Source organism: Gordonia sp. NPDC003424 (genome assembly GCF_053588655.1).
Window position 1 is genome coordinate 13,907 of sequence record NZ_JBSFQJ010000016.1, and the last position, 26,528, is coordinate 40,434.

The 26,528-nt window shown below is 67.9% G+C and carries 24 protein-coding genes and 1 riboswitch; of the genes, 15 read left to right on the top strand and 9 right to left on the bottom strand.

The annotated features are described in order from the left end of the window. Window positions 1-65 precede the first annotated feature (65 nt). Complete coding sequence (locus tag ACWDTI_RS20285; RefSeq protein WP_449739922.1) at window positions 66-1,649, top strand: adenylate/guanylate cyclase domain-containing protein; 1,584 nt, start codon at window positions 66-68, stop codon at window positions 1,647-1,649. On the opposite strand, the gene ACWDTI_RS20290 is transcribed toward ACWDTI_RS20285, so the two are convergent. Next, on the bottom strand, window positions 1,625-3,217 hold the full coding sequence (locus ACWDTI_RS20290) for a Na+/H+ antiporter (RefSeq protein ID WP_449739923.1): 1,593 nt from the start codon (window positions 3,215-3,217) through the stop codon (window positions 1,625-1,627). The genes ACWDTI_RS20285 and ACWDTI_RS20290 overlap by 25 nt on opposite strands. 43 nt (window positions 3,218-3,260) lie before the next feature. Between ACWDTI_RS20290 and ACWDTI_RS20295 the strand changes: the two genes are divergently transcribed. The 4 genes from ACWDTI_RS20295 (at window position 3,261) to ACWDTI_RS20310 (ending at window position 6,446) form a co-directional block, all read left to right on the top strand. Then, on the top strand, window positions 3,261-3,605 hold the full coding sequence (locus tag ACWDTI_RS20295; RefSeq protein ID WP_449739924.1) for a UBP-type zinc finger domain-containing protein: 345 nt from the start codon (window positions 3,261-3,263) through the stop codon (window positions 3,603-3,605). A 21-nt stretch (window positions 3,606-3,626) separates the two neighbouring features. Beyond that, complete coding sequence (gene purT, locus ACWDTI_RS20300; RefSeq protein ID WP_449739925.1) at window positions 3,627-5,357, top strand: formate-dependent phosphoribosylglycinamide formyltransferase; 1,731 nt, start codon at window positions 3,627-3,629, stop codon at window positions 5,355-5,357. Between the two features lie 15 nt (window positions 5,358-5,372). Beyond that, window positions 5,373-5,852, top strand: coding sequence for a DUF456 domain-containing protein (locus ACWDTI_RS20305; protein WP_449739926.1), 480 nt, complete (start codon window positions 5,373-5,375; stop codon window positions 5,850-5,852). Window positions 5,853-5,987: 135 nt separating this feature from the next. Continuing rightward, complete coding sequence (locus ACWDTI_RS20310; protein WP_449739927.1) at window positions 5,988-6,446, top strand: hypothetical protein; 459 nt, start codon at window positions 5,988-5,990, stop codon at window positions 6,444-6,446. 83 nt (window positions 6,447-6,529) lie between these two features. On the opposite strand, the gene ACWDTI_RS20315 is transcribed toward ACWDTI_RS20310, so the two are convergent. Further along, window positions 6,530-7,921 carry an FAD-dependent oxidoreductase gene (locus ACWDTI_RS20315; RefSeq protein WP_449739928.1) on the bottom strand — a complete coding sequence of 464 codons (1,392 nt, stop codon included), beginning with the start codon at window positions 7,919-7,921 and terminating at the stop codon, window positions 6,530-6,532. A 221-nt stretch (window positions 7,922-8,142) separates the two neighbouring features. Between ACWDTI_RS20315 and ACWDTI_RS20320 the strand changes: the two genes are divergently transcribed. The 3 genes from ACWDTI_RS20320 to ACWDTI_RS20330 are packed head-to-tail and all read left to right on the top strand — an operon-like array spanning window position 8,143 to window position 10,243. Continuing rightward, window positions 8,143-8,637, top strand: a complete 495-nt coding sequence (locus ACWDTI_RS20320) for an Rv0361 family membrane protein (protein ID WP_449739929.1) — start codon at window positions 8,143-8,145, stop codon at window positions 8,635-8,637. Further along, on the top strand, window positions 8,634-9,047 hold the full coding sequence (locus ACWDTI_RS20325; RefSeq protein ID WP_449739930.1) for a rhodanese-like domain-containing protein: 414 nt from the start codon (window positions 8,634-8,636) through the stop codon (window positions 9,045-9,047). The genes ACWDTI_RS20320 and ACWDTI_RS20325 overlap by 4 nt, the downstream gene beginning before the upstream one ends. Continuing rightward, entirely contained in the window at window positions 9,044-10,243 is a 1,200-nt protein-coding gene (locus tag ACWDTI_RS20330; protein ID WP_449739931.1) for an O-succinylhomoserine sulfhydrylase, read from the top strand. The genes ACWDTI_RS20325 and ACWDTI_RS20330 overlap by 4 nt, the downstream gene beginning before the upstream one ends. A gap of 13 nt (window positions 10,244-10,256) precedes the next feature. Here the strand turns inward: ACWDTI_RS20330 and ACWDTI_RS20335 are convergent, their stop codons facing one another. Beyond that, the gene (locus ACWDTI_RS20335; RefSeq protein WP_449739932.1) at window positions 10,257-11,201 is read right to left on the bottom strand and encodes an ERCC4 domain-containing protein; all 945 of its coding nucleotides are present in this window, start codon (window positions 11,199-11,201) and stop codon (window positions 10,257-10,259) included. Window positions 11,202-11,210: 9 nt separating this feature from the next. Further along, window positions 11,211-12,320: an isochorismate synthase gene (locus tag ACWDTI_RS20340; RefSeq protein WP_449739933.1), complete on the bottom strand. Its 1,110-nt coding sequence runs from the start codon at window positions 12,318-12,320 to the stop codon at window positions 11,211-11,213. A 101-nt stretch (window positions 12,321-12,421) separates the two neighbouring features. After that, a riboswitch (SAM riboswitch) is annotated at window positions 12,422-12,535 on the top strand. A 15-nt stretch (window positions 12,536-12,550) separates the two neighbouring features. Between ACWDTI_RS20340 and ACWDTI_RS20345 the strand changes: the two genes are divergently transcribed. Continuing rightward, window positions 12,551-13,828: an aminotransferase class V-fold PLP-dependent enzyme gene (locus tag ACWDTI_RS20345; protein ID WP_449739934.1), complete on the top strand. Its 1,278-nt coding sequence runs from the start codon at window positions 12,551-12,553 to the stop codon at window positions 13,826-13,828. 127 nt (window positions 13,829-13,955) lie between these two features. Here the strand turns inward: ACWDTI_RS20345 and alc are convergent, their stop codons facing one another. Further along, on the bottom strand, window positions 13,956-14,939 hold the full coding sequence (gene alc, locus ACWDTI_RS20350; RefSeq protein ID WP_449740034.1) for an allantoicase: 984 nt from the start codon (window positions 14,937-14,939) through the stop codon (window positions 13,956-13,958). 179 nt (window positions 14,940-15,118) lie between these two features. Here alc and ACWDTI_RS20355 point away from each other — a divergent pair, with 179 nt between their 5' ends. After that, window positions 15,119-15,616, top strand: coding sequence for a MarR family winged helix-turn-helix transcriptional regulator (locus ACWDTI_RS20355; protein ID WP_449739935.1), 498 nt, complete (start codon window positions 15,119-15,121; stop codon window positions 15,614-15,616). After that, on the top strand, window positions 15,613-17,316 hold the full coding sequence (locus tag ACWDTI_RS20360) for an MDR family MFS transporter (RefSeq protein WP_449739936.1): 1,704 nt from the start codon (window positions 15,613-15,615) through the stop codon (window positions 17,314-17,316). The genes ACWDTI_RS20355 and ACWDTI_RS20360 overlap by 4 nt, the downstream gene beginning before the upstream one ends. A gap of 67 nt (window positions 17,317-17,383) precedes the next feature. Here ACWDTI_RS20360 and ACWDTI_RS20365 read toward each other — a convergent pair whose 3' ends face one another. The 4 genes from ACWDTI_RS20365 to ACWDTI_RS20380 form a co-directional block, all read right to left on the bottom strand. Then, window positions 17,384-18,997, bottom strand: coding sequence for an acyl CoA:acetate/3-ketoacid CoA transferase (locus tag ACWDTI_RS20365; protein ID WP_449739937.1), 1,614 nt, complete (start codon window positions 18,995-18,997; stop codon window positions 17,384-17,386). 64 nt (window positions 18,998-19,061) lie between these two features. Then, the gene (locus ACWDTI_RS20370) at window positions 19,062-19,511 is read right to left on the bottom strand and encodes a MaoC family dehydratase (protein WP_449739938.1); all 450 of its coding nucleotides are present in this window, start codon (window positions 19,509-19,511) and stop codon (window positions 19,062-19,064) included. Then, window positions 19,508-20,716 (bottom strand): glycerate kinase, encoded by a 1,209-nt coding sequence (locus tag ACWDTI_RS20375; RefSeq protein ID WP_449739939.1) that lies wholly within the window; start codon window positions 20,714-20,716, stop codon window positions 19,508-19,510. The genes ACWDTI_RS20370 and ACWDTI_RS20375 overlap by 4 nt, the downstream gene beginning before the upstream one ends. Next, complete coding sequence (locus ACWDTI_RS20380) at window positions 20,713-21,456, bottom strand: SDR family NAD(P)-dependent oxidoreductase (RefSeq protein WP_449739940.1); 744 nt, start codon at window positions 21,454-21,456, stop codon at window positions 20,713-20,715. The genes ACWDTI_RS20375 and ACWDTI_RS20380 overlap by 4 nt, the downstream gene beginning before the upstream one ends. 155 nt (window positions 21,457-21,611) lie before the next feature. Here ACWDTI_RS20380 and ACWDTI_RS20385 point away from each other — a divergent pair, with 155 nt between their 5' ends. From ACWDTI_RS20385 to ACWDTI_RS20400, 4 genes are all read left to right on the top strand, one after another. After that, the gene (locus ACWDTI_RS20385; protein ID WP_449739941.1) at window positions 21,612-22,769 is read left to right on the top strand and encodes a dihydrodipicolinate synthase family protein; all 1,158 of its coding nucleotides are present in this window, start codon (window positions 21,612-21,614) and stop codon (window positions 22,767-22,769) included. A gap of 3 nt (window positions 22,770-22,772) precedes the next feature. After that, window positions 22,773-23,672, top strand: coding sequence for a sugar phosphate isomerase/epimerase family protein (locus ACWDTI_RS20390; protein WP_449739942.1), 900 nt, complete (start codon window positions 22,773-22,775; stop codon window positions 23,670-23,672). A 91-nt stretch (window positions 23,673-23,763) separates the two neighbouring features. Then, entirely contained in the window at window positions 23,764-24,783 is a 1,020-nt protein-coding gene (locus tag ACWDTI_RS20395; RefSeq protein ID WP_449739943.1) for a LacI family DNA-binding transcriptional regulator, read from the top strand. A gap of 159 nt (window positions 24,784-24,942) precedes the next feature. After that, the gene (locus ACWDTI_RS20400; RefSeq protein ID WP_449739944.1) at window positions 24,943-26,499 is read left to right on the top strand and encodes a malonate decarboxylase subunit alpha; all 1,557 of its coding nucleotides are present in this window, start codon (window positions 24,943-24,945) and stop codon (window positions 26,497-26,499) included. The last annotated feature ends 29 nt before the right edge of the window (window positions 26,500-26,528 follow it).

A 26,528-nucleotide genomic window follows, 5' to 3' on the forward strand; every position in this document is an offset into this window, starting at 1 on the left:
GCGCCGGACAACGATGTCGGTGCGTATCGTCGTCGGCTGGTGCCGGGCATGAGAAGCTGAGCGTCATGAGCTCGACGAGGGCGGGCCGCGATTACGGGTCGATCCTGCTGGGGCGGACGGGGGAGAGTCCGCGGCGTCGGCGCGTCCGGATTCAGGTGCTGCTCACGGTGTCCCTCGTCGGGTCGAATCTGGTCGGTGTCTGTGTCGCACTGTTGCTGGCGACGGTGGGCATTCCGGAGCCCTCGGTGTTTCAGGCCCGGTTGTGGTGGGTGAACCTCATCGCGGTTCCGGTGTACATCGTGGTGGCATTCGCCGTCGGCATCCTGCTCGGCACGGTGGTCGAGGTGCGCAACCTGCGGTGGGCGATCCGCCGGGTTCCCCCGACCGCACGGGACGCGCGTCGCGCCCAGCGCGCCCCGCTGGTCCTCGTCGCGATCCAGGCCGCGCTGTGGGGAGTGGCCACGGTGATGTTGACGATCATGTACGGCGTCCTGGACCCGGATCTGATCCCGAAGGCGTTCTTCGTGGTCGGGATGTCCGGGGTGGTGGTGGTCATGGCGTCCTACCTCTTGATCGAATTCGCGATGCGACCGGTGATGGCCGAGGTGATCAGCGCCGGATTCCGTCGCCGCGAGCGCTCCGGCATCCTGTCGCGGGCCGTGGTGTCGTGGATCGCCGGCTCGGCGATACCCACCGTCGGCATCATGCTGATCGTCCTGTTCGGGGCGTTGCGTGACGACACGTCCAAGATGGACCTGTTCGTGGGCGTGACCGTCCTGTCGATCATCGCGCTGGTCACCGGTCTCGCCCTGTGTGTGCTCTCGACGACGAGCGTGAACGCCGCGATCGGCAGCGTCCGCGGCGGCATGCGGCGCGTCCAGAAGGGCGATACAGACGTCGACCTGGTCGTCTACGACGGCACCGAGGTCGGCGACCTGCAGGTCGGGTTCAACAGCATGGTCGCGGGCCTGCGGGAACGGGAACAGCTCCACGACCTGTTCGGCCGGCACGTCGGGCGCGACGTGGCCGACGCGGCACTACAGCGGGACCCGGAACTCGGCGGCATCGAACGCACGGTCGCGGTGGTGTTCGTCGACGTCATCGGGTCGACGACGCTCGCCTCGAACCGGTCGCCCACCGAGGTCGTCGACATCCTCAACCGCTTCTTCGCGGTCATCGTCGGCGCGGTCGAACGCCGGCGCGGCCTGGTCAACAAATTCGAGGGCGACGCGGTGCTGGCGATCTTCGGCGCGCCCGTCGACCTCGACGACCCGGCGGGTGCCGCGTTGTGCGCCGCCCGCGAGATCGCCTCGGGACTGGCCGCCGACGTTCCCGACCTCGTGGCCGGCATCGGTGTGGGCTACGGCCCCGTCGTCGCCGGGAACGTCGGTGCCATCGAACGCTTCGAGTACACGGTGATCGGCGACCCGGTCAACGAGAGTGCCCGGCTCTCGGAGCTGGCCAAGCGGGATCCGGCCCGCCCGCTGGCGTCGGGAAGAGCCGTCGACGCCGCGGCAACGGAGACCGCGAACTGGGAACGGTTGGAGACGACGACGCTGCGCGGCCGGACCGACCAGACGACGGTCTACGCGGCGCGCATCGCCCAGCCGGCCGCCGATGCGCATCAGTCCACCTCACGGTCCATCTGACCTTCGGCGAAGTCCAAGCGGCGCAACGCCGTTCGCAGCACCTCGTCGTCGATGTGCCCGGCGTCGCGTTCGGCGATGAACACGGTCCGCTGGATCTGCACCAGTTCCATCCGCATCCGGTCGGATGCCGCGGTCGGACTCTCGCCGATGTCCTCGGGTCCGCGGCCGAGTTCCTCCCACGCGACGTTGCGCTGGGTGGTGACCCATTTGCGCAGCATGGCGACCTGATGTCGGCGGGGGTCGTCGGGTGCGACGCCGGCGGCCAGTTCGTCGAGACGTCGCTCGCACTCGCGTGACGCACGATCCTGCGCCGCGGCGAAGGCGAGCCGGTCGGCCGCCGCGTCGTCGACGGCCACGTCGAGTCGGCGGATCATCCACGGCAGCGTGGTGCCCTGGATGAGCAGGGTGCCGACCACGACGACGAAGGTCAGGAACAGGATTTCCGCGCGGGCCGGGAACGGCTCGTCGCCGTCGGTGGTCAACGGGATGGCGAACGCGGCGGCCAGCGACACCACACCGCGCATGCCCGCCCAGCCGACGATGAACACCGCCCGGACTGTCGGGACATCCTCGCGCGCGCGGATTCTCGGCAGCAGCCGCGGGAGGTAGGTGGCCGGGTAGACCCATACGAAGCGGACCAGGATGGTTGCGGCGAGAACGACGGTCGCATCGATGGTCACCTGCATCCACGACTGGCCGGTCAGACCCCGGATCAGGAACGGCAGCTGCAGGCCGATCAGCAGGAACACGAACGATTCCAGGATCGCGTCGATCGATTTGCGGGCCGCGTCGTCCTGCAGCCGAGTCGCGTACCCGAGCCGCACGGACCGCTGACCGAGGAAGAGACCGGCGACGACCACCGCGATGACGCCCGACGCCTCGACCCGCTCCGCGATGTAGTAGGTGCCGAACGGCACCAGGATGCCGATGGCGGTCTCCATCGGGGGGTCGGTGAGCCACGTCCGCAGCCATGACACCGCGTAACCGATGCCCAACCCGATCGCGACGCCACCGACCGCCGCGATGGCGAACGTCGACAGCCCGTCGGCCACCGTGGCGGTCGCGCCGACCGCGGCGGCCAGCGCGATGCGGAACGCCGTGAGTGCGGTCGCGTCGTTGAGCAGGCTCTCCCCACCCAGCAGCGTCATGATGCGCCGGGGCAACCCGACCCGGCGACCGATGGCCTGAGCGGCCACCGCATCCGGGGGAGCGACGACCGCGCCGAGCACCAGCGCCGCGGCGAGCGGAAGGTGCGGCACGGTCCAGTAGGCGACCAGCCCGACGGCGACGGTGGAGAACAGCGGCAGACCGATCGCCAGGAGACCGATCGCGCGGTAGTTGGCGCGAATCGCCTGGTAGGAGCTGTCCTGCGCCGCCGAGTACAACAGTGGCGGCAGAATCAGGAACAGCACGAGCTCCGGCTCGAGCGCCACATCGGGGGTGCCCGGAATCCAGGCGAGCCCCAGACCGACGACGACCAGGATCAGGGGCGCCGAGAGGTTGTAGCGCCGGCACAACGCGGCGATCAACACCGCGACCACGGCGACCAGCAGAAGGGAAGCGCTCACGCGAAGAACCTAACCCGATGTGCCGACCCGGATAATGGTGAACATGCGACTCTTCCGACGTTCCTCAGACGCCGACGCCTCCGGTGCCGAGTCCCCGCGCCCGTCGTCGACCGCTCGATGTGACGAACTCGCCACCATCGGTGTCGACGTGAACGACGACCCACCACCGCATGCCGCGCTCGATGCGTGCGAGGAGTGCACCCAGCTCGGCGAGCATCACTGGGCTCACCTGCGGATGTGTCTGACCTGCGGACATGTCGGCTGCTGCGACTCCAGTCCGCGCCGGCACGCGACCGCCCATTTCGAGGACACCAGGCACCCGGTGATGCGGTCCGCGGAGCCCGGCGAGGTGTGGCGGTGGTGTTACGTGCACGAGGTCACGGGCTGATCGGCACGTAGAATTCGGCGCATGACCTCAGAGTCTCAGAGCGCCGCAGAGTCTCGAAGCGCCGCCCGGCCGCAGAGCGCTGCCCCGCCCCCGAGCGCACCGCCCCAGGGCGCGATGCCCACGCGTGTGGTGGGCCCGCCGGCACACCTCGGTACCCCGCTGACCCGGACCGCGACCACCGTGATGGTGCTCGGGGCCGGTGAACTCGGCAAGGAGGTGATCATCGCCTTCCAGCGCCTCGGTGTCGAGGTGATCGCCGTCGACCGCTACGAGAATGCCCCCGGTCATCAGGTCGCCCATCATGCCGAGGTCGTGGACATGACCGACGCCGACGCGCTGATGGCGCTCGTGGAGAAGTATCGGCCGAACTACATCGTCCCGGAGATCGAGGCGATCGCCACACCGGCGCTCGTCGAGGTCGAGCGGCGCGGGCTCGCCGAGGTCATCCCCACCGCACGCGCCGTGGTCACCACCATGAACCGGGAAGGGATTCGGCGACTCGCCGACGAGGAACTCGGCCTGCCCACTTCCCCGTACCTGTTCGCATCGACCCCGGAGGAACTCGAGATCGCCGCGACGCAGATCGGCTTCCCATGCGTCGTCAAGCCGGTGATGTCGTCGTCGGGCAAGGGGCAGACGGTGGTTCGGGTGCCGGCCGACATCGGTACCGCCTGGGAGAACGCGAGTTCCGGTGCGCGCGTTGCCGGCGACCGGGTCATCGTCGAGGGTTTCATCGAATTCGACTACGAGATAACGCTTCTCACGGTCCGGTCGGTGGATCCGGCGACCGGCCGGCTGGTCACACACTTCTGTGCACCGATCGGTCACCAGCAGGTCGGCGGCGACTACGTGGAGAGCTGGCAGCCCCACGAGATGAGCACCGACGCGCTCGGTGCCGCCACCTCCATCGCGGCGCGGATCGCCACCGCACTGGGTGACGGAAGGCTCGGCGGCCGAGGGATTTTCGGGGTCGAACTGTTCGTCAGGGGCGACGACGTCTACTTCTCCGAGGTGAGCCCGCGGCCGCACGACACCGGTCTGGTAACTCTTGCCACACAACGACTTTCGGAATTCGAGATGCACGCCCGGGCGATCCTCGGCCTGCCGGTCGACGTGACGCTCGCGTCGCCGGGTGCCTCCGCGGTGATCTACGGACAACTCGACGAGACCGCGATCGGGTTCGAGAACGTCGCACAGGCACTCGCGGTGCCCGAGACCGACATTCGGCTGTTCGGCAAGCCGGAGAGCTTCCATCGGCGTCGCATGGGTGTGATCACCGCGACCGCCGACGACGTCGCCACCGCCCGGAAGCGCGCGGTGCACGCCGCGTCGCTGGTGAATCCGGTGTCCGGCCGACCCTTCGAGGTCGCACCGACGCCGATCGCGCCGCCGCCCCCACCGGCAGTCCGTCCGGGTGGGCCCGGTGGCCCAGCCGGCCCAGGTGGCCCCGGCCCGGTTCTCGGGCCGCCACCTCCCCCGGGGCCTCCGGCCTCCGCGCCCCGCGGCGGCGCGCCGGGACCGTATCCACGGGGTCCGCTGCCGCCGCGCACTCCGGGGCGTCCGATCGGACCGCCGGGCGCACGACCGTTTCCGCCGCCACCAGGCCATCGGCCGGAGGGTCCGGCGCCGCAGGGCCGGGTGCCGCAGGCCTATTCGGCGCAGGCCGGTGCTCCGCAACCCCGTGCACCGAGGCAACAGCCACGGACCCAGTCGCCCCCGGCCGACGGCGTCGACCGGGCGTCGGTCGACTGATCGGCGCGGACACCGATGTCATTCGGGGGTGAGCTGCTCGTCGGGGTGGTGATCCTCGTCGGGCTCCTCGGGATCGTGTTCCCGGTACTGCCGGGCAGCCTGTTGATCGTCGCGGCGATCGGGGTGTGGGCGGCTTTCGTGGGTGGTGGCGCGTGGGGCGTGTTCGCCGCCGCGGCCGTCGTTATCGTGCTCGGCGAGGTGATCAAGTACTTCCTCGCGGGCCGGTCGCTGAGGTCGGCGGGCATCCCGAATCTGACCATCGCCGTCGGCGGTGTCCTCGGGATCATCGGGTTCTTCGTGATCCCGGTGATCGGGCTGTTCCTCGGCTTCATCCTCGGGGCCTACGCGGCCGAGCTGATCCGCACGCGTAGCGGCGGGTCCGCCTGGCGCGGGGCTGTTTCCGCGTGTAAGGCGGCGGCGATCACGATGGGTATCGAGCTCCTCGCCGGGCTGATCGCGAGCGGGATCTGGCTGGCCGGTGCGTTCGGCTGGTGAGTAACCGACCGTGTCGTTTGCATAACGATAGGGTGACCGGTGCTGTGAATCGGCTGTGCGGTGGGTAACGATCGGCTTGGGCTGGGCCGATATACGGTCCAGATGTCGAAAACGCCGTCAACATAAGGAGACTCGATGAGAGCATCGCTCAAGCGCGCAGCCGTGGCGGTCATGGCGACCGTCGGAATCGCTGCCGGTACGGTTTCTGCGACCGCCCCCGCCCAAGCGGCCACACCGGGTGACCTGGAGATCCTCGGTGGCATCGAATGTCACTTCGGTCAGTGGGGTCAGCCATGGAATCAGGCGTGGTACATGTACCGCTGGATGACCGTCCGCAACATCGGCGGCACGACGGTGCACAACGTGATCCTGAACGAGATCAACGGCGCGTCGGTGCGCGTGAAGGAACTCAAGCCCGGCCAGTCGATGTCACGATGGGACAACAAGACGCAGCGCTGGGTGCGCCCGATCGAGACGCGCTGGTTCGGTTGCGTCCCGGCGACGATCTCCGGATTCACCTTCGGTGACGAGGCCGAGAACCTCCTCAACAACTTCGGCTACTGGCAGAACTGGCGCCGCATGGACAACCCGTGAGATAGCCGAACCCGGTACGTCACCAGCATTCGCGCCTGTCGGTGCGTGTGCTGGTGACGTACGGACGTCGGGTTCGGTGGGCGCTACGCGCCCTGGACCTTGTGCGGCTCACTCGCCGCGAGCATGTCTTCACGCTCGACGACCTTGATGCGTTCGCGTCCCTCGGCCGCGCCGAGCTGGCGCTCGTGCTCGTCGAGGCGATACCAGCCGTCCCACGTGGTGAACGGGATGCTCTTGGACTCCAGCAGCTCGATGACGGCGTCCTCGTTCGGCGTCGCCGGGTCGAGCAGGGCGCCGTTGGCCATGTCCTCGAGGATGCAGTCGACGGTCTCGTTGGCGTCGCCCTTGGTGTGGCCGATCAGGCCGACCGGTCCGCGCTTGACCCAGCCGGTGGTGTACATGCCGGTGAGTTGGTGGCCCTCGTCGAACACCCGGCCGGCCTCGTTCGGGATCACACCGGCCTGCTGGTCGAACGGGATCTGCGGCAGGTTGTCCGACAGGTAGCCGACCGCGCGGTAGACCGCACCGATCTCCCAGTCGGTGGTTCTCCCGGTGGCCTTGACGTTGCCGGTGCCGTCGAGTTCGGTGCGCTCGGTGCGCAGCCCGACGACCTTGCCGTTCTCGCCGAGGATCTCGGTGGGGTTCTCGAAGAAGTGCAGGAACAGTTTGTGGATCGCGCCCTGCTTGGGTTCGCGGATCGCGTAGTTCTCGATGATCGTGGCGACCTGGTCGGTGATCTTGGAACTGCGGCGCGCGACCGTGGAGCCCTCGTCGTACTCGATGTCCTCGGGGTTGACGATGACCTCGATGTTCGGCGAGTGATCGAGTTCCTTGAGTTCGAGCGGGGTGAACTTCGCCTGCGCCGGGCCGCGACGGCCGAAGACGTGGACCTCGATCGCCTTGTTGGCCTTGAGGCCGTCGTAGACGTTGGCCGGGATCTCGGTCGGCAGCAGTTCGTCGCCGGTCTTGGCGAGCACGCGTGCCACGTCGAGGGCGACGTTGCCGACGCCGATGACGGCGACCTTCTCCGCCTCCAGCGGCCAGGTGCGCGGGAAGTCGGGGTGGCCGTCGTACCAGGCGACGAACTGGGCGGCGCCGTAGCTGCCGTCGAGGTCGATGCCGGGGATGCCGAGTGCGCGGTCGTCGGTGGCGCCGGTGGAGAAGATCACCGCGTCGTAGAGATCCTGCAGTTCGGCCAGCGTGATGTCGGTGCCGTAGTCGACGTTGCCGAGCAACCGGACCTGCGGCTTGTCGAGCACCTTGTGCAGTGCGGTGATGATGCCCTTGATCCGCGGATGGTCCGGGGCGACGCCGTACCGGATGAGGCCGAACGGGGCGGGCATCCGCTCGTAGAGGTCGATGCTGACGCCGCGCTCCTTGGCGGTGTCGGACTTCATCAACGCGTCGGCGGCATAGATCCCGGCGGGACCCGCACCGATGATGGCAACCCGCAACGGGCGGCTGTTGTCACTCATGGAGTAGGTGCTTTCCGTGGCTCTCGTGGAGACTCCCCGAAGAGAGTCGCTGGTGGCGGCCGCATTTGCGGACCCTATCCCTTCTACGGTAGGCGTTCTGTGCCCGTCACCAAAATCTGGCTGTGAGGCTTGCCTCACTTCACGCTTCCTCCGGCCCCGTTCGTGTCCGTTCCGGTGGACCCTGCCGGGCCGCATCGCCGACGATCGATAGACTTCGCGCCATGTCTGAAGGCCAACGCGGCCGCGGGTCGGCACGGAACGACGATGCGGCCGACGCGCAACGCTCGTGGAAGGACGCCTGGCCCTTTCTGCTCGCGTTGATCGTAATCGTCGTCGCGGCGGCCGCGATCGGGATCTCACACCTGCTGCGGCCGGCGGAGGACCGGATGAGCGAGACCGCCCGGGTCCAGCACGCGATCAGCGACGCCTACACCGCCCGCAACAACGCCGACTACGCCGCATACCGGTCGGTGACCTGTGCCGCGGAACTGTCGTCGGACGCGTTTCCGACCGAGTCTGAGTTCGTCGAGCAGAACCGCCGCTCGAACGAACAGAACGGGCACATCGTGATCCCGGAGATCACCGACATCACCGTGACCGGAGATCGAGCGTCGGCGCAGGTACATTGGCACTTCGACGGCAAACCCGACGAGCAGCAGGTCGCCGGCACGGTCGTGGTGCGTGAAGACGGGAACTGGAAGGTGTGCAAGTCGTGACTTACGCGGGAGATCTGACACCGCAGCAGGCGTGGCAGAAACTGGAGAACGAGGTGGACACGGTGCTCGTCGACTGTCGGACGCGCGCCGAGTGGTCGTTCGTGGGTGTACCCGACCTCGAGATCATTGGTAAGAACACCGTGTTCGTCGAGTGGACGACCTTCCCCGACGGTACGCACAACGACGCGTTCGTCGACCAGATCCGTGCCGCCGGCATCACCGACGACACCGAGGTCATCTTCATCTGTCGCTCGGGACATCGGTCGATCGGTGCCGCGGAAGCCGCCACCGCCGACGGAATCCGTAAGTCCTACAACGTGCTCGACGGATTCGAGGGTGCCCTCGACGAGAACGACCATCGCGGCGCCGTCGGGTGGCGGGCAGGCAATCTTCCCTGGAGACAGTCATGAGCAAGCAACTCCCCGAAGGGCTCTCCGCGGACACCCTCGCGGTGCGCGCCGGCCTCGACCGGTCCGGGTTCTTCGAGACATCCGAGGCGCTGTACCTGACCAGCGGCTACGTCTACGACTCGGCCGAGGCCGCCGAGCGCGCCTTCACCGGCGAGGACGAGCGATTCGTATACTCGCGCTACGGAAATCCGACCGTGCACATGTTCGAGGAACGCCTGCGGCAACTCGAGGGCGCCGAGGCGTGTTTCGCCACCGCCAGCGGCATGGCCGCAGTGTTCGTCGCGCTCGGTGCGCTGCTGAAGGCCGGCGACCGCCTGGTGGCCGCGCGCAGCCTCTTCGGCTCCTGCTTCGTGGTCTGCAACGAGATCCTGCCGCGGTGGGGTGTGGAAACCGTGTTCGTCGACGGCGAGGACCTCGATCAGTGGGAGCAGGCGCTGTCGGAGCCGACGACCGCGGTGTTCTTCGAGACCCCGTCGAACCCGATGCAGACGCTGGTCGACGTCGCCAAGGTCTGCGAGATGGCGCACGCGGCGGGAGCGCAGGTGGTGCTGGACAACGTCTTTGCCACGCCGTTGCTGCAGCAGGGGCTGGACATGGGCGCCGACGTGATCGTGTACTCCGGCACCAAGCACATCGACGGGCAGGGCCGGGTGATGGGCGGTGCTGTACTCGGCACCAAGGAGTACATCGACGGGCCGGTGCAGACGCTGATGCGGCACACCGGTCCGGCGTTGAGTCCGTTCAACGCCTGGACGCTGGTCAAGGGGCTCGAGACGATGCGGCTGCGGCTGGACGCATCGGTCGCCTCCGCTCTGCTGATCGCACAGTTCCTGGAGGACGACCCCCGCACCGGATGGGTGAAATATCCCTTCCTGCAATCACATCCGCAGTACGAGTTGGCGCGTGCGCAGATGTCCGGCGGTGGCACGGTCGTCACCTTCGAGATCGCCGATCGCGACGGCGTCGACGGCAAGAAGCGCGCCTTCGAAGTCCTCAACGGGCTGCAGGTCATCGACATCAGCAACAACCTCGGTGACTCCAAGTCGCTCATCACGCACCCGGCGACCACCACACACCGTGCCATGGGACCGGCGGGTCGCGCGGCAATCGGGTTGGGCGACTCCGTCGTTCGGCTCTCGGTGGGCCTCGAGGGCGTCGACGACCTGCTGGCCGACCTGGACCGCGCGCTCGGCTGAACGGACGGTGGGGTCAGCCGTTGCGGACCTCGTAGGCGTTGCGGATGGCGGCCGGGATGCGGCCCCTGGCGGGAACGTCGAGCCCCTGGGCCAGTGCCCACGCACGGATCTCGGCGGGGCTGGCCGCCGGGCCCGCCAGGTCCTGCACCACGACATCGGTCCGCTCGCTCAACTGCCATTCGTGGCGGGCCGCGCCGAGCCATCGGTAGGTCCACTCCTCGGCCATCTTCCGGTTGTCGCAGAACACGATCGGGACCGTCGGGAAACGGACCTGGGCTTCGGCGAGCGACTCGGCCAATGACGCACCGGCGACATACTCGCGTTTGAACAGGGCGCTGTACGGCGCCTCGACGACGACCGCGGCACGCTCGAGGCCGGAGAGATCGGCGAGTTGGTAGGTGAACTTGCCCGACAGCAGGCCGCCCGAGAGGTCGTCGACGGACTTGCGTTCGACCGCGGCGATCACGATGTCGCCGTTGACGATCGCGTAGTCGCCGGCATGCAGGCGCCGGCGGGTGGTGGTCGCCTGCTGATGGCCGAAGGTGTAGGCGTACTTCTCGCCGGAGTCGACGACGATCTCGAGCACCTGCCCGTGAGCCCGCGCGGTGGGCAGGGCGACGTTCGGCCGGGCCTGTTTGGTGGTGCGCCGGGACTGCCAGAAGATCATCTCCCGGCCCCGCGCCTGGGTCAGCACGAACTGCGATCGGTTCTCCCGCGCCCGATCGATGACCAGATCGATGGCCGCGCCCCGTCGGGACACCGAACGCACGGGGTGTTGCTCGACGATCTCGGGTCTGTCCGGCCACTCCTGGGCCCGGTGACAGTAGACCTTGCTGGTCCGTGGCCACGTGTCGCGGACCTTCAGGATGATCCCGTTGGGGCCGAGCGGGATTCGGACGAGATACGGCAGGGTCGAGCCCTCTTCGGGATTACGGGCGATGAGGAAGTCGTCAGGCATCGTCGCCGGTCAACGGTCGATGCACAGCGCGTTGAGGACGGTGCGGAGCTTGGCCGTCGTCTCGTCGAGCTCGGTCTGCGGATCCGATTGCGCGACAATGCCCCCGCCCGCCCACGTACGCAGTGAGCGATGATCGGCGGACAGGTGCAGACACCGGATGGTCACCATCCACTCACCGTCGCCCGCGTCGTCGCACCAGCCGACCGTACCCGCATAGAGGCCGCGATCGCCTTCGGTTTCGCGGATGAACTGTGCAGCAGGGTCGCTCGGGGTGCCGCACACCGCGGGGGTGGGACTGAGCAGCAGGGCGAGATCCAGGGCGGTGACCGAATCGTCGCGCAGCACACCGTGGATCGGGGTGGCCAGATGCCAGATCTCACCGGTCGCACGGACATCCGGGGTCGCCGGCGCATCGAGTTCGCGGCACAGCGGGGCAAGTCGTTCGCGCAGATAGTCCACCACGAACGCGTGCTCGGCCAGATCTTTCGACGACGTCCGCAAGGTCTCGGCCGCGGCCCGATCGGCGGCCGGGTCGTCGCTGCGGGGCCGCGACCCCGCGTAGGGCCGGCAGGTCACCTCCCTACCGTGCTTGCGCAGCAACACTTCCGGGCTCGATCCGAGCAGCCACGAAGCGTCACCCCAGGCCGCGCCGACATCGACGGCGAACGCATTGTGCTCGGTGTTGCCGTGCGCGAGTGCACCGATCACCGCGGCGACATCGATCTCGGGTTCGACGACGAGGTCGACGGCACGTGCCAGCACCACCTTTTCCAGATCACCGTCGGCGATCGCCTTGACCGCGTGGGCGACACGGTCGCGGTGTTCGGTGCGCTCGGGGGAGAACGACATCGCGGTCACCGTGTGCGGTCGGCCGCGTGCGCCGGTGACGGGTGCCGGCGAGTGCGTCAGCGCCACCGGTGCGACGAGCGCGCTGCGTGCTGAGCTGTCGAAGGCGATGGCACCGGTGATCGCCGTGACGGACCCCGAACGGACCGCGGCGGCCGCGGCGGTCGCGTCGGTGAACGTCGCTGCCGTACCGGTCGCGCGCACGGTTCCGTGCGGACGGGACAGGACGAAGACGTCGCCGGTGGCGGTGTCGTCGGCTGCGCTCATCGTCATGCCCCCAACCGTACGCCAGAGACTGAGGGTACCCTCACTCGAGTTTCGCGCAGCGTGAGTGAAAATTGACACTCCCGTGGTCGTCCGTCACTCTTGGTGCAGGTCATGAGTGCCAGTGACAAGCCCCGGCTCGCTGGTCGGCAACCCTCCTTCGCGGTGGGGTGCTCCGGGTGACGACCTGGCCGTCGGTCGACCGACCACGGCAAGCGCGAATCCACAGGAGTACTGCCATGACCGCTGTCCTCACAGCACCCGCAACCCGTCGTGCCGACAGGTGCGCCGTGCCCACGATCGCCCCGCTGGCCGCCGTCGTCGGAGCCGATGAACACGTCCCGGTCCGAGCCGGTGACCCCGTTCGATATGCCAATCTCGACTATGCGGCGAGCGCGCCGGCACTGTGTGCGGTCGCCGGCGCGGTGACGGAGGCGCTGACCGGATACGCGAGCGTGCACCGCGGGGCCGGGCACCTGTCGCAGGTCACCACCCGCCGCTACGAGCAGGCGCGGGAGACGGTGCGCCGGTTTGTCCGGGGCCGCGCCGACGACACCGTCGTGTTCACCCGGGGCACCACCGACTCGATCAACCTTGCCGCGCACATCACCGACGGGGACGTCGTGGTCCTCGACATCGAGCATCACGCGAACCTCTTGCCGTGGTGCGCACCGCGCCCCGACGGCTCGACCCGTGCGCGTATCGTGCCGGCCGCGTCGACCATCGAGGACACCCTGGTCGCGCTGGAGCGCGAACTCGCGGCCGCGCCTGCCGCGCTGCTGGCGGTGACCGCCGCGTCCAACGTCACCGGGGAGGTGCTGCCGATCGGACAGCTCGCCTCCCTCGCGCATCGCTACGGCGCACGCATCCTCGTCGACGCCGCGCAGTACGTCGCGCATCGGCCGATCTCGATGGTCAGCCACGGTATCGACTATCTCGTGTTCTCCGGGCACAAGGTCTACGCGCCGTTCGGTACGGGCGTACTGATCGGCCGTGCCGACTGGCTCGATGCTGCCGCACCGTATCTCGCCGGCGGCGGCGCGACCGCGGACGTGGGCGTCACCGGCGGCTGCACGGATGTCCGCTGGCACACCGGCGCCGCACGCCACGAGGCCGGCTCGCCGAACGTCCTCGGGGCGGTCGCGATAGCCGCTGCCTGCCAGGCGATTTCCCACATCGGCTTCGAATCGATCGGCGATCACGAAGAACGTCTGCGGGCCCGCCTCGACGACGGTCTGGCCCGGATCGACGGGGTCGACACGCTGCAGGTCTTCGTCGACTCCACCGACCGGGTCGGCATCGCCGGATTCGCGGTGGCCGGCCGCGCGCCGCGCGTCGTCGCCGAGTTCCTCAGTGAGAGTGCGGGAATCGGTGTGCGGGACGGCAAGTTCTGCGCTCACCCACTGCTGCGTCGACTCGGCTACGACGACGGCGCCGTCCGGGCCAGCTTCGGACTCGGCACCGGATCCGACGACATCGACCGGTTGGTCGATGCGTTGGCGCGCCTGACCGCGTGAGCGGGGGACACGTGGTCGAGCGATCCGGCGGATAAGCACATGAAACCGCCCAGGTGCACACGGATTTCCGTGTGTTCCTGGGCAGTTTCGTGTGCGAAAGGCGGGTCGAGCCGCCCGCGCCGATACCTCAGGCCTCGCCGCGCTCCCACTGTTCGAGGAGCGCGGCTTCGGCGTCGTCGGTGAGGGTGCCGTAGAGCTTGAACCGGGCCATGCCGCCGTCGGGGTAGATGTCCATCCGCGCCTCGGTCATCGGCCGGTCGAGATCGATGACGAACCGATGCCGGGTGTCGGGCTGTAACTCGGTGCGCCCCAACATCTCGAACCATTCGCCCGTCTCGCCGTCGCGTCCCCGGACCGTCGCGGAGCCCGGCGAGTTGCCGAGGAACCAGCTGGTGTCGAGTTCGACCAGACTCACCCGGCCCCGGCCCGCGAGGCGGACCTGCACCCAGTCGTTGCCCTCGTCGCGACGCCGCGATGTCTCCCATCCCTCGCCCATGTGTCGGGCCCGGCCGGGCATCAGCAGGTTGTTCGGCGAACTGTAGAACATGTTGGAACACGCGGTGATCAGGCCACCGTTCTCCAGCGCGGCGAGGTCGAAGTGGCCGTAGCGGAAGAAGCGCGGGTCGGGGACGCCGCGTCCGTGCACCCGGAAGCGGGCGACGCCGCCGTCGGGATACATCGTGAGCCGCACGTGCGTGAATCGATTCTTGGCGTCCACCTTGAACGGGTTGCGGGTGTCGCCGTCGACCGGACTCTTGTCCACGATGGTCATCCAGTCGGTGTCGTTCACCAACTGATCCGCCGACGCCACGCCTTCGACCGCGGCCGCCTCCACCGAGATGAACGGCGGATAGTTGCCCTTGAACCACGAGGTGTCGACGACGACGCCGTACACCACGCCCGGAGCGCCCAGGCGCACGATCGCCTGATCGACACCGGTCGACCGTCGTCGTCGCGTCTCCCAGCCGTCGTAGATCTGGCCTTTGTGGCCGAAGGTCGCCGGCTGGTACTGCGCGGGCGGTGTCTTGATGAGGTTCTGGGCCTCGGCGAAGAGATCGTCGTTGGTCCAGATCACCGCGCCGCCGAGGTCGCGCAGGGCGAGGTCGGGCATGGACGTGAAGTGCGGCCGATTGCCGGAGGTCGGTGGTTGCGGTGTCACGAGTGTTGATCGTAGGTAAGGGTTTGCCTCAATTCGAATCAGCGCGCATACTTGTGCGATGCAATTAGTTTCGGGCTGAAACTAATTGCAAAGAGAACGTAAAGGATTCGGGGAGAAGGGAAGGCGGGCGCATGCTCGATGATTCGGCTGTCGATGAGCTGTTCGACGTGCTCGCCCGCTACATGCGCGTGCGGGACCGCGCCGTACACACCACGTTGAAGACCGCCGACGGTGAGTTCGAGCTCGCGGCGTTCAAGGGGCTGTTCCATCTCGAACGCCAACCGATGCGTTCCCGGGAACTGGCCGAGAGTCTCAATGCCGACCCGTCGACCGTGAGCCGGCACGTCTCCCAGCTCGTCGATCTGGGACTGGTCCGTCGAGAGGCCGATCCGGACGACGGTCGGGCCACGCTGCTCGTGGTCACCGACGTCGGTCGGGCGAAGGTCGAGGCGATGCGTACCGCACGCCGCACGGCCATGGGCACGGCGATGGCCGACTGGACCGACGACGAGCTGCACACGCTGGTGCGACTCCTCGGCCGTTTCGTCGACGCCGCGGAAACCGTGATGGCACCGCACTGTGCCAAGCCCCCGGCATCGCCCACAGATTTTGTGAAAGGACAGCAATGACAGAGTCATCGGCCGCCGCGCACGCGGTGACCCACGACGAGGTCGCCGGAGCCGGACTGACGCATCGTCAGATCCTGACGATCCTCGCCGGCCTCATGATGGGCATGTTCCTCGCAGCCCTCGACCAGACGATCGTGTCGACGGCCATCCGCACCATCGCCGACGACCTCAAGGGCTACGACATGCAGGCGTGGGTGACCACCGCCTACCTGGTCACCTCGACCATCGTGACCCCCCTGTACGGCAAACTCTCCGACCTCTACGGCCGCAAACCGTTCTTCCTGCTGGCCATCTCGATCTTCATCGTCGGCTCCCTCCTGTGCAGCATGGCCACCTCGATGTACGAGCTCGCCGCATTCCGGGCCTTCCAGGGTCTCGGTGCCGGCGGTCTGTTCACGCTGGCCCTCACCACCATCGGCGACATCGTGCCGCCACGCGAACGGGCAAAATACCAGGGCTACTTCCTGGCCGTGTTCGGTACCTCCAGCGTCCTCGGCCCGGTGCTCGGCGGCCTGTTCGCCGGCCAGGCGTCGATCCTGTTCATCGCCGGCTGGCGCTGGGTGTTCCTGGTGAACGTACCGATCGGCATCGTGGCACTCGCGGTGGTCTACAAGGTGCTCAACTACGACCAGCAGAAGGGCACCGGCGGGCGCACCGACTACTGGGGCGCCACCGCGCTGGCGGTTGCCGTCGCACCGTTGCTGATCGTCGCCGAGCAGGGGCGCGTTTGGGGCTGGACGTCGGGGACCTCGATGCTCTGCTACGCCATCGGCGTGATCGGCATCGCGTCGTTTGTCTGGATCGAGCACAAGATGGGCGACGACGCCCTGATCCCGTTGCGCCTGTTTAAGAACTGGGTGTTCTCGCAGGGCATCCTGATCTCGATCATCGTCGGTGCGGTGATGTTCGGCGGCATCTCGATGCTGCCGCAGTACTACCAGGTGCTGCGCGGATCGAGCCCGATGGTCGCCGGCCTGCAGATGCTGCCGATGGTGATCGGCCTGATGGCGGGTTCGATCGCGTCGGGCCAGCTGATCTCGAAGACCGGACGCTACAAGGTCTTCACGATCATCGGTTCGATCCTGATCACCGTCGGCACGTTCCTGCTGCACACCGTCGGCACCTCGACGCCGGTGTGGCTGGTCATGGCATTCGCACTGATCCTGGGCTTCGGTCTGGGCAACATGATGCAGCCGATGATGCTCGCGATGCAGAACATCCTGCCGCCCAAGGACATGGGTCTGTCGACGGGTACCGCAACGTTCTTCCGTCAGATCGGCGGCACGCTGGGTGTGGCGGTGTTCTTCTCGATGCTGTTCTCCCTCATGGGCCCGAACATCAAGGACGAGATGACCGCGGCCGCGGCCCAACCCGAGTACCGGGCTGCCGTCGCGCAGGCAGCGCAGAGCGAGGACCCGCAGGTGAGCGGCTTCGCCAAGTCGTTGATGTCCGCGGCGCAGAATCCGGGTGAATCGACCTCGTCGTCGGACAGCGTGATGAGCGATACGTCGGTCATCGAGAAGCTCCCGCCGGAATTGGCGTCGCCGATCGAGGAAGGGTTCGCCGATTCGATGGACCGGGTGTTCCTGGCCGTGTCGATCATGTCGCTGCTCGCGATCGTCGGCACGCTGACGTGGAAGGAACTCCCGCTGCGCAAGGGGAAGCCGATTGGGGCGCCGAGCGAAAGTCAACTGACGTAACCCATCCCGCCCAACGTGACAGAACTACGACCCGAAGTGCCGCAGGGCGCGTTACGTTTGGTGCGCGTCAGATAGCCGCGATGCGCGGGTGCTCGGGCATGGGCTCGAGGGACAGCCCGACCGGGTCCGGCGCGAAAAGCGCCTCGTCCATGGTCCGCAGATCCGGGGCCACATGCAGTCCGAACTCGGATCGGTCGAGGATGTTTCGCTGCAGGTCGACCCCCGGGGCGATCTCGATGACGGTGAGCCCCTCGGGGCGCAGTTCGAGGACGCACCGTTCCGTCACGTAGATGACTCGCTGACCGGTCTCCAGCGCGCGTTTGCCCGAGAAGGTCGGCGAGTCGACCTCGGCCACCAGCTTGGTGTGTGCGCCGTCGGAGCGGATCTGCAACGCACCGTCGTCGACGACGATGTCGCGCCGTCCGGCCGTGAACGAGCCGACGAACACGATCGCCGGCGCGCCGGACGTGATGTCGACGAAGCCTCCGAGTCCGGCGGTCACGTGCCGCCGCTTGGGCAGGCTGTGCACGTTGACGTTGCCGTGCTGGTCGATCTCGAGGAACGACAGCAGCGAGTGTTCGAATCCGCCGCCTTGCAGCAGGGTGAACTGGTCGGCGCTCTGCATGATCGCATCGGGGTTCTGCGACACCCCGAACACGAAGTCCAGCAATGGAACACCGCCGACCGCACCCTGCTCGATCACCCACGAGACGGCCTTGGGCAGACCTTCCTCGACGAGCACGTGCGGCACGAGCGCCGAGACACCGAACCCGATGTTGGCCGTCTCGCCGGATCGGAGTTCACTCGCGGCGCGGCGGGCCATGATCTTCTCCAAGGAGAAAGGGATCGGCTCCAGCGTGCTCAACGGGCGGCGGAGTTCGCCGGAGATCGCCGGATCGTATTCGGTCTGCGTGGTCTGCAACTGGTCGGGCGCGAGCACGACCGCATCGACGAGAATGCCGGGCACGCGGACCATCTGGGGATTGAGGCTGCCGCCCTCGGCCAGATACTTGACCTGCGCGATGACGATCCCGCCGTTGTTGTGGGCTGCGTATGCCAGATCGAGCGCCCCCAACGGTGAGGCTTCCTCTTCGAACGTCAGGTTGCCGTTCGTGTCGGCGGTCGTCGCCCGGATGATCGCCACATCCGGCACGATGGCCTCGTAGAGGAGAAACTCCTCGTCGTCGATCTGTTGAACTCGGACGAAGGCGTCGGGGGTCACGGTGTTCATCCGGCCGGCACCCACTCGCGGGTCCACGAACGTCTTCAAGCCGACTTTCGACAGCACGCCGGGCTGTTTCGCCCCGGCCGCCCGATGTATCTGGAACATCACCCCGGCGGGGAAGTTGTAGGCCTCGACCTCGTTGTTCTCGATCATCTTCCAGATGGCCGGGGGCTCCGCCGACGACGGTCCCGACGGATACGACCCGGCGATCACCCGGGACAACAGCCCGGGCTGGGCGAGGTGATCGACGCCCTTGATCCCCCACATGTCGCCGGATGCGATGGAGTGGATGCTCGTCAGATCTCGCGGTGAACGGGTCTCCCGGTAGCGCTCACCGATGCCGGCGAGGACCGCGTCCGGGCAGCCGAGCCCGGACGAGGAACTGACCGTGACGGTGTCGCCGTCGTGGATGAGGTCGGCGGCCTGACGGGCGGTGAGGATGCGGGGATTGTGCATTGCTGGGACTCCTGGGCAGTGCGTGGTGATCGTGAGTGGATGGACGGGTGATGTGGTCGACGGATCACGGGCCGTCGGGCAGGAACTTCATGACATGGGTGGCGACCATGCAGGTCTCGCCGCGTTGGTTCGTGGCGACGACGGACGAGTACGACTTGTCGGTGGTCTCGTCGATGGTGTCGACCGTGTAGGTGATGGTGACGGTATCGCCGATGAAGACCGGCGCCACGAAGCGCACGCGGTCGTACCCGTAGGAGACCGCGCGGCGACCCGCCCGGGCGGCGATCGCGGTGGAGGCGGTCGACGACAGCCCGAGGATCAGCACGCCGTGTGCGATGCGCTCCCCGTACGAACCGGCCTCCATGTAGGACCGGTCGATGTGGTTGGGGGCGAAGTCGCCGGTGATGCCGGCGAATCCGTAGACGTCGTATTCCCCGACGGTCTTGGTGAACGTCGCGGTATCGCCCGTGTGCAGTCCGCCGCCGGTGTGGGTGAGTTGTGGTGATTCGGTCATGACCGCTCCTGGCCGCTCGGGTGTGTACGTTGCTCGGAGTCGAGGGAGGAAAGCGCTTCCTCGGCGGATAGTCGCACCGCTGCCTCCCGCGCGGCGATGCGCGCGAAATGCAGTGGCGCAGCGATGGCCCGCTCGGCCGATCCGGCGACCTCCGACAGCGAAACCGCCAGATCCGGGGCAGGAGCGGCGAGGTCGCCGGCCACCACCAGGGTGCGCACCCCGGCGGATCGGCATCGGTCGAGGACGGTGCCGACCAGCTTGCCGGTCAGCGAGGTCGAGTCGAATCGACCCTCGCCGGTGATGACCAGGTCGGATGTGTCCACAGCGGCGCCCAGGCCGGTCAGTTCGGCGATCCGTTCGGCGCCGGGATGCAGCGTCGCGCCCCACGCGCGAAGTCCGAAACCGACACCGCCCGCAGCCCCGGCGCCGGGCTCGGAGCGGTCGATGGCGAAGACCGGTTCGGCCAGATCGGCGAAGTGTGCGAGCGCACCGTCGAGATCGCGGCCCATCGCGGAATCGGCGCCCTTCTGTGCTCCGAACGTGTGCGCGGCACCGGTGCGACCGCACAGGGGTGCCCATGTGTCGGTCAGCACCTCGACACCGCCGTCGGGCGGTGAGATCAGCCCGGAGGTGTCGATCTCGGCGATGCGCCCGAGATCGAGGCTGTCGGCGATGTCGAGCCGATGTCCGCTCGCGTCGCAGAGGCGGAGCCCGAGTTCGAGGAGCACGCCGATCCCGGCGTCGGTCGACGCCGATCCGCCGAGACCCACGACCAGGCGCCGGCAACCGTGATCGATGGCCGACCGGATGACCTGCCCGAGTCCCCGTGACGTCGCGCGCGTCGGTGCGAGCTCGGCCATCAGCGGCAGGCCGCTCGATTCGGCGAGTTCGACGACACCCACCGCACCCGGGAGTTCGACCCATCGGGCCGCGACGGGTTGCCGGTCGGGGCCGCACACCGGCCGGCCGACGACGTGCTTGCGCGCCCGGGGATCGGCCGCGGCGATCGCGTCGAGAGTGCCCTCACCGCCGTCCGCCTGAGCGAGGACGGTGAGGTGATCGGACGGCCGCGCCTCGCGCCAGCCCTTGGCGATCGCGTGGGCGATCTCATCGGCTCCGGCGCTGCCCTTGAACGAGTCGGGAGCGATGACGATGGTGGCGGGGCGATGGTCGGCGACGGGTGCCGGCTCTCTCACGGTGGTCATGTGATCGAGTAGCCGCCGTCGACCGGCAGGACGACGCCGGTGACATACCGCGCGGCGTCGGAGACCAGGAAGGTCACCACATCGGCCACATCGTCGCCGTCGGCGAAGCGCTGCAAGGGGATTCGGGCCAGCTTCGCCGCGCGGAACTCCGCTCGGCCGAGCACGTCGGCGGTCATCGGGGTCTCGATGTAGCCGGGCGCGACTGCGTTGACGCGAATGCCGTACTGCCCGAGTTCGACGGCGAGGCCCTTGCTCAGCTGGGTCAGCGCGGCCTTTGTCGCGCCATACGGCACGATGCCGGGAACGGCCCGATCGGCGGACAACGACGCGATGTTCACCACGCTGCCCTTCGACTCGGACAGCGCCTTGGTCGCCTGACGGACCAGCCGGAATGCGGCCGACACATTCACTGCCACCAGCTGGTCGAAGTCGTCGTCGGAGATGTCGATCGCGTCGGTCCGCTTCTGGATGCCGGCGGCGTTGACGACGACGTCGAGTCGACCCGTGCGGCCGATTGCCTCGTCGATCGCCGATTGGCTCACCGCCGGGTCGGTGAGGTCGCCGCACACCCCGATTCCGTTCATCGTCTGCAGGACGGAGTCCACGCGGGGATCGGCGTCGAGGCCGATGACGAACATCCCGTCGCCGGCGAATGCGGCGGCGATCGCCGATCCGATACCGCCGGCGGCGCCGGTGACGATCGCGGTTCTGCCCGCCAGTCCGCTGTGTGAGTCGGCCATGGAGTCCTCTTTTCGGATCGGTCGGCGGAGCACGTAGCCGCCGTGGAGAAACTGTTTTCAGAAATCGATAGCTCTGGGGGAGAGCCTTTACCTCGGTGTTCTCAGGGTATAGGCTCGCCACCACAATCCGCAAGAAAGCGATTACAGGAGATTTGATGTTCACTCTGGACCTACCGCTCGCCGGTGGTGGCACCGCGCCGCAGACCCTTGGCGCACCTGCCGCACTGAGTACCGCGACAACACCTCCGACGTCACGTGACGTGTTCGCGGCCGCCCACGTGGTCGCTGATCCCTACCGCGCCTCGGCCGAAGGTGGCGCGGACCAGATCGACTGGGATGCCACCCTCCGACTTCGGCAGGACCTGTGGTCGTTGGGCCTGGGAGTCGCCGAGGCCATGGACACCTCGCAGCGAGGCATGGGACTCGACTGGCCCGGCGCTCGTGAACTCGCCACGCGCACGCTGCGCGCGGCGGGCGAGGTCGGCGGCCGGGTCGTCGTGGGCATCGGGACCGACCAACTCAAGATCGACGCCCCGACGTTGCCGGACATCACCGCTGCCTACCTCGACCAGATGGCCGCCATCGAGTCACTCGGCGGATCGTGCGTGATGATGGCGAGTCGGCATCTCGCCGCCGTCGCCACCACCCCCGACGACTACGTGACGGTGTACGACGCCGTGCTGTCGCAGGCCTCGCGCCCGGTCGTATTGCATTGGCTCGGTGAGGTTTTCGACCCGGCGCTGGCCGGCTACTGGGGGCACCGCGATCCTGCGGCGGCGATGGACACGGTGGTGGCGATCATCGCCGACCACGCCGCGCGGGTCCGGGGCATCAAGGTCTCGCTGCTCGATCCGGTCCAGGAGATCCGTCTGCGCAATCGTATTCCGGACGGGGTGCGGGTGTTCACCGGTGACGACTACAACTACGTCGACATGATCGTCGGCGACGATGACGGGAACAGCGATGCACTGCTCGGCGCGTTCGCCGCGCTCGGCCCCTTCGCGTCGGCGGCGTTCGCGCGTCTCGATCGGGAGGATGTGGCGGGCTTCCGCGACATCCTGGGTCCGACAGAAGCCTTGTCGCGGTTGATCTTCACCTCACCGACCCAGTTCTACAAGGTGGGTGTGGCGTGGCTGGCATACCTGAACGGTCAGCAGGACCACTTCCGGATGATCGGCGGCTTCGAGACGGGCCGAACCCTGGTCCACCTCGCCGACCTGTTGCGCGAGTCCGACCGGATCGGCCTGTTCACCGATCCCGAACGCACCGCACGCCGTGCACGCGCATACTTCGCGGTCCACGGGATCGGCTGACCGATGCGCCTGTCCGAGTGCAGCCTGAACTCCGCGACCATCCGCGGCGCCTCGCTGACCACCGTGCTCGACCTCGCGGTCGACCACGGTTTCGGTGGCGTCGGCCTGTGGCGCGACGTTCTCCGCGATGCCGACCAGCCGTTGGACGCCCGACGGGTCGCCTCGTCGGGACTGCGGGTGAGCAGCGTCTGCCGGGGTGGCATGTTCCCCCAACCGACGGCGCAGCTCCGGCAAGCGCGCTTCGAGGACAACCTGCGTGCCATCGACCAGGCATACGCCCTGCGCGCGGAGTGCCTGGTCCTGGTGTGTGGCCCGCCCTACGACGGCGATCCCGGCGCGGCGCGCGCCGAGATCCGCGACGGGATCGAGGCGCTGGTGCCCCATGCGGCCGCAGCGGGCGTGGACCTCGCCGTGGAGCCGTTTCATCCGATGATGGCCGCGAGCCGATCCGCGATCACCTCGTTGCGCGAGGCGCTGGCGCTGGTTCGCGCGATCGGGAGTCCACGCCTCGGCCTGGCCGTCGACTCCTACCATCTCTGGTGGGAGGACGAACTCGGCGACCGCATCACCGACGCCGGTGACCTGATCCGCTCGGTCCAACTGGCCGACTGGATGATGCCCATCCACGACGAACTCGAAAGTCGCGGGATGCCCGGGGAGGGTGTCATCGACATGGGGCGGTTCCTCGCGGACTGCCGGGGCGCGGGCTATCGCGGTCTGGTCGAAGTGGAGGTGCTGAGCAGGCACTGGTGGTCGGTGGCGCCGGCCGAGGCCGTCGCGGCAGCCGCGCGGGCGCTCGTCGATCTCGACGACCCGTATGTCCCGACCCCGGACGGCGACACCCCGAGCAATCGCTTTCTCGAGGTGGCGGAGAATGCGGAGTCCGGGCAGTATGGTCGGTGACCAGGCGCGATGTGGATGGCCGCATCGCGACACGTAAACGTCGCCCGACCCGGGGTGCCGTGGTTTTCACACTCACACCGAGGATGAGGTCATGCCGACACAACGCCCCACCGCTGCCCGCTCACGGCCGACCATCGCGACGGTCGCCGATGCCGCAGGGGTGTCCATCGCGACGGTCTCGCGGGTGATGAGCGGGTCGTCCAAGGTCAACCAGGAACTGGCCGACCGGGTCCACGAGGCGGCCGACCGGCTCGCCTACCGCCCGAGTCGTGCGGCCCGAGGTCTCGCGCTCGGCAGCTTGCGCAACATCGGGGTCATCCTGCCCGACCTCACGAACGCCTACTTCTTCGACGTCGTCAACGAGATGCACCGGGGCGCCGCTGAGCAGGGCTACCGCATGCTGGTGGCCGACTCCAACGGCGACCCCGGCGAGGAGCTGAACACCGCCCTCGATCTGCTCGGTCAGGTCGACGGTCTGGTGCTGTTGTCCAGTCGCATACCGACATCGGGATTGAAACAACTCGCCCGACGGCAGGCGCCGACGGTCCTGATCAACCGGATCGAACTCGGCGTGGACCTACCGATGGTCGCGGCCGACAACTTCACGCCGATGATGCAGATGTGCAGCCATCTCGCGCGGCTCGGGCATACCCGCGCGGTCTATATCGGCGGGTCGGACTTGGCGTGGCAGAACCGCGAGCGGTGGCGAGCGGTGCAGAGTTCGTCGGCCTTCGGTCTGCAGACGACGCGTGTCGCCGCCGACGGCACGGTCGAGGGCGCCTACGAGGCGGTTGCCGAGGCGCTGAAACACGACCCGACCGCCCTGATCTGCTTCAACGACCTGAGCGCGATCGGCGCGATCTCGGCGCTGCGTGACAGGGGACTGCGGGTGCCGGAGGACATCTCGGTGACCGGCTTCGACGATGTGGTCCTCGCACGGCACATCGCGCCCAAACTGACCACCGTGAAGAGTCCCAAGGCCGAACTGGGTCGTCGGGGGTGGGAACTCATGTTGACGATGCTCGACAACGGAGAGCAACCAGATTCGCCGGACCCACTCCCTGCCGAGATGGTCGTCCGCGATTCGACAGGTCCGGCACCGGACGCCTGAGCGGGGTCTTCGGCGAGGGCGCGGTCCCGGACGTCGGGGATCGTGGCCGGGAATACCGAGAAAATTCCAGCCGGACTATTGAGAAAGCGCTTTCTCTGCGATACAGTTCACACAGCGAAGCTCGATGTATCCGCTGCAACAGCAAAGAAAGCGTTTCTCATGATCCTCAATCGTGGACTGCGTCCCAGGCAGATGACGGCCGGCGAGGCGATTGATCTCATCCCTACCGGGGCGAGTGTCGCGGTGACCGGAGCCGGCGGCGGTGTCCTGGAACCCGAGGCGCTGCTCGCCGCGCTCGAGACGCGTTTCACCGATACCGCGCAACCGCGTGACCTCACGGTCGTCTACGCACTCGGCATGGGGGATCGACGCGGCGGTGGGGCCGGTCGATTCGCGCATCGTGGACTCGTACGACGCGTGATCGGCGGGTTGTGGACGTGGTCGCCCGAACTGCGCGAGATGGCCCGGGACGAGGATATCGAGGCCTACGCGCTGCCGGGCGGAGTGATCAGTCAACTCTTCCGGGAGATCGGTGCGCGACGGCCGGGTCTGATCACCGAAGTCGGTCTCGGCACCTTCGCCGACCCCCGGCTCGGTGGCGGCAAGTTCAACGCCGCGGCCACCGACGACATCGTCGAAGTGGTCGAACTCGATGGTCGGGAGTATCTGCGCTACAAGCCATTTGAGGTCGACGTGGCCCTTGTCCGGGGCGATGTGATGGACCGTAACGGCAACATCGGGTGGGCCGGAGAGGCCGCCCAGCTCGACGCATTGTCGATCGCGCAGGCCGCCCGCGCCTCGGGCGGGATCGTGATCGCCCAGGTCAAGGCGATCACCGACGACGTGCTCGACCCGCATATCGTTCACCTGCCCGCGGTCCTCGTCGACGCGGTCGTCGAAGTCCCCGCCCAGTGGCAGACGCATGAGTCCGAGTTCGACGAAAGACTCTGCGGCCCAGGGAATCTCGACGTTGAACCGGCGAGTCCGGTGGCTCCGGTGCGCGACATCATCGCCCGCCGCGCCGCAGCGTTGATCGGCCGGGGCTCGATCATCAACGTCGGTTTCGGCATGCCCACCCACGTGGTCGACGTCTTGGCCGCCGACGGTCGTCTGCGCGACAACACGATGGTGATCGAACAAGGCATCATCGGTGGCCGCCCGCTGACCGGAGACCTCTTCGGCGCCGCGATCCACCCGGAGGTCGTGCACGCGTCCACCACCCAGTTCGACCTCATAAACGGCGGCCTGATCGATCTCACGTGCCTGGGGATGGCCCAGGTCGACGCGCACGGATCGGTCAACGTGAGCTGCATAGCCGGTGCCGTCAACGGGCCCGGCGGCTTCGTCGAGATCTCGCAGAGCGCACGGACGGTGGTCTTCTGCGGGACCTTCACCGCCGGCGGACTCGACCTCGCCCTCGACGACGGGCGTCTGTCCATCCGACGCGAAGGGCGAGTTCCCAAGTTCGTCCGGTCGCTCGAGCAGGTGACCTTCTCCGGCTCCCGCGCACTGACGGCCGCGCAGCGCGTCGTCTACGTCACCGAGCGGGCGGTCTTCGTCCTCGGTGCGAACGGCCTCGAGCTGACCGAGGTCGCCCCGGGCATCGACATCGAACGAGACATCATCGCGCACATGGGCTTCCATCCGGTCATCGACGCGCCCAGGCAGATGGATCCCGCGCTGTTCGGGGCCGCAGTCGCGCTCGCGCCCCGCTGAATCACCGACCACCCAATCATCCGAACACC

Excerpts from the sequence above, each read along its gene's own strand:
- ACWDTI_RS20395 (WP_449739943.1), top strand. The coding sequence starts at position 23,764 with ATGCCGACACAACGCCCCACCGCTGCCCGCTCACGGCCGACCATCGCG.
- ACWDTI_RS20310 (WP_449739927.1), top strand. The coding sequence starts at position 5,988 with ATGAGAGCATCGCTCAAGCGCGCAGCCGTGGCGGTCATGGCGACCGTC.
- alc (WP_449740034.1), bottom strand. The coding sequence starts at position 14,939 with ATGCCCGACCTCGCCCTGCGCGACCTCGGCGGCGCGGTGATCTGGACC.
- ACWDTI_RS20335 (WP_449739932.1), bottom strand. The coding sequence starts at position 11,201 with ATGCCTGACGACTTCCTCATCGCCCGTAATCCCGAAGAGGGCTCGACC.
- ACWDTI_RS20370 (WP_449739938.1), bottom strand. The coding sequence starts at position 19,511 with ATGACCGAATCACCACAACTCACCCACACCGGCGGCGGACTGCACACG.
- ACWDTI_RS20355 (WP_449739935.1), top strand. The coding sequence starts at position 15,119 with ATGCTCGATGATTCGGCTGTCGATGAGCTGTTCGACGTGCTCGCCCGC.
- ACWDTI_RS20375 (WP_449739939.1), bottom strand. The coding sequence starts at position 20,716 with ATGACCACCGTGAGAGAGCCGGCACCCGTCGCCGACCATCGCCCCGCC.
- ACWDTI_RS20385 (WP_449739941.1), top strand. The coding sequence starts at position 21,612 with ATGTTCACTCTGGACCTACCGCTCGCCGGTGGTGGCACCGCGCCGCAG.
- ACWDTI_RS20320 (WP_449739929.1), top strand. The coding sequence starts at position 8,143 with ATGTCTGAAGGCCAACGCGGCCGCGGGTCGGCACGGAACGACGATGCG.
- ACWDTI_RS20340 (WP_449739933.1), bottom strand. The coding sequence starts at position 12,320 with ATGACGATGAGCGCAGCCGACGACACCGCCACCGGCGACGTCTTCGTC.
- ACWDTI_RS20305 (WP_449739926.1), top strand. The coding sequence starts at position 5,373 with ATGTCATTCGGGGGTGAGCTGCTCGTCGGGGTGGTGATCCTCGTCGGG.
- ACWDTI_RS20295 (WP_449739924.1), top strand. The coding sequence starts at position 3,261 with ATGCGACTCTTCCGACGTTCCTCAGACGCCGACGCCTCCGGTGCCGAG.
- ACWDTI_RS20360 (WP_449739936.1), top strand. The coding sequence starts at position 15,613 with ATGACAGAGTCATCGGCCGCCGCGCACGCGGTGACCCACGACGAGGTC.
- ACWDTI_RS20330 (WP_449739931.1), top strand. The coding sequence starts at position 9,044 with ATGAGCAAGCAACTCCCCGAAGGGCTCTCCGCGGACACCCTCGCGGTG.
- ACWDTI_RS20390 (WP_449739942.1), top strand. The coding sequence starts at position 22,773 with ATGCGCCTGTCCGAGTGCAGCCTGAACTCCGCGACCATCCGCGGCGCC.
- purT (WP_449739925.1), top strand. The coding sequence starts at position 3,627 with ATGACCTCAGAGTCTCAGAGCGCCGCAGAGTCTCGAAGCGCCGCCCGG.
- ACWDTI_RS20365 (WP_449739937.1), bottom strand. The coding sequence starts at position 18,997 with ATGCACAATCCCCGCATCCTCACCGCCCGTCAGGCCGCCGACCTCATC.
- ACWDTI_RS20380 (WP_449739940.1), bottom strand. The coding sequence starts at position 21,456 with ATGGCCGACTCACACAGCGGACTGGCGGGCAGAACCGCGATCGTCACC.
- ACWDTI_RS20345 (WP_449739934.1), top strand. The coding sequence starts at position 12,551 with ATGACCGCTGTCCTCACAGCACCCGCAACCCGTCGTGCCGACAGGTGC.
- ACWDTI_RS20285 (WP_449739922.1), top strand. The coding sequence starts at position 66 with ATGAGCTCGACGAGGGCGGGCCGCGATTACGGGTCGATCCTGCTGGGG.
- ACWDTI_RS20400 (WP_449739944.1), top strand. The coding sequence starts at position 24,943 with ATGATCCTCAATCGTGGACTGCGTCCCAGGCAGATGACGGCCGGCGAG.
- ACWDTI_RS20315 (WP_449739928.1), bottom strand. The coding sequence starts at position 7,921 with ATGAGTGACAACAGCCGCCCGTTGCGGGTTGCCATCATCGGTGCGGGT.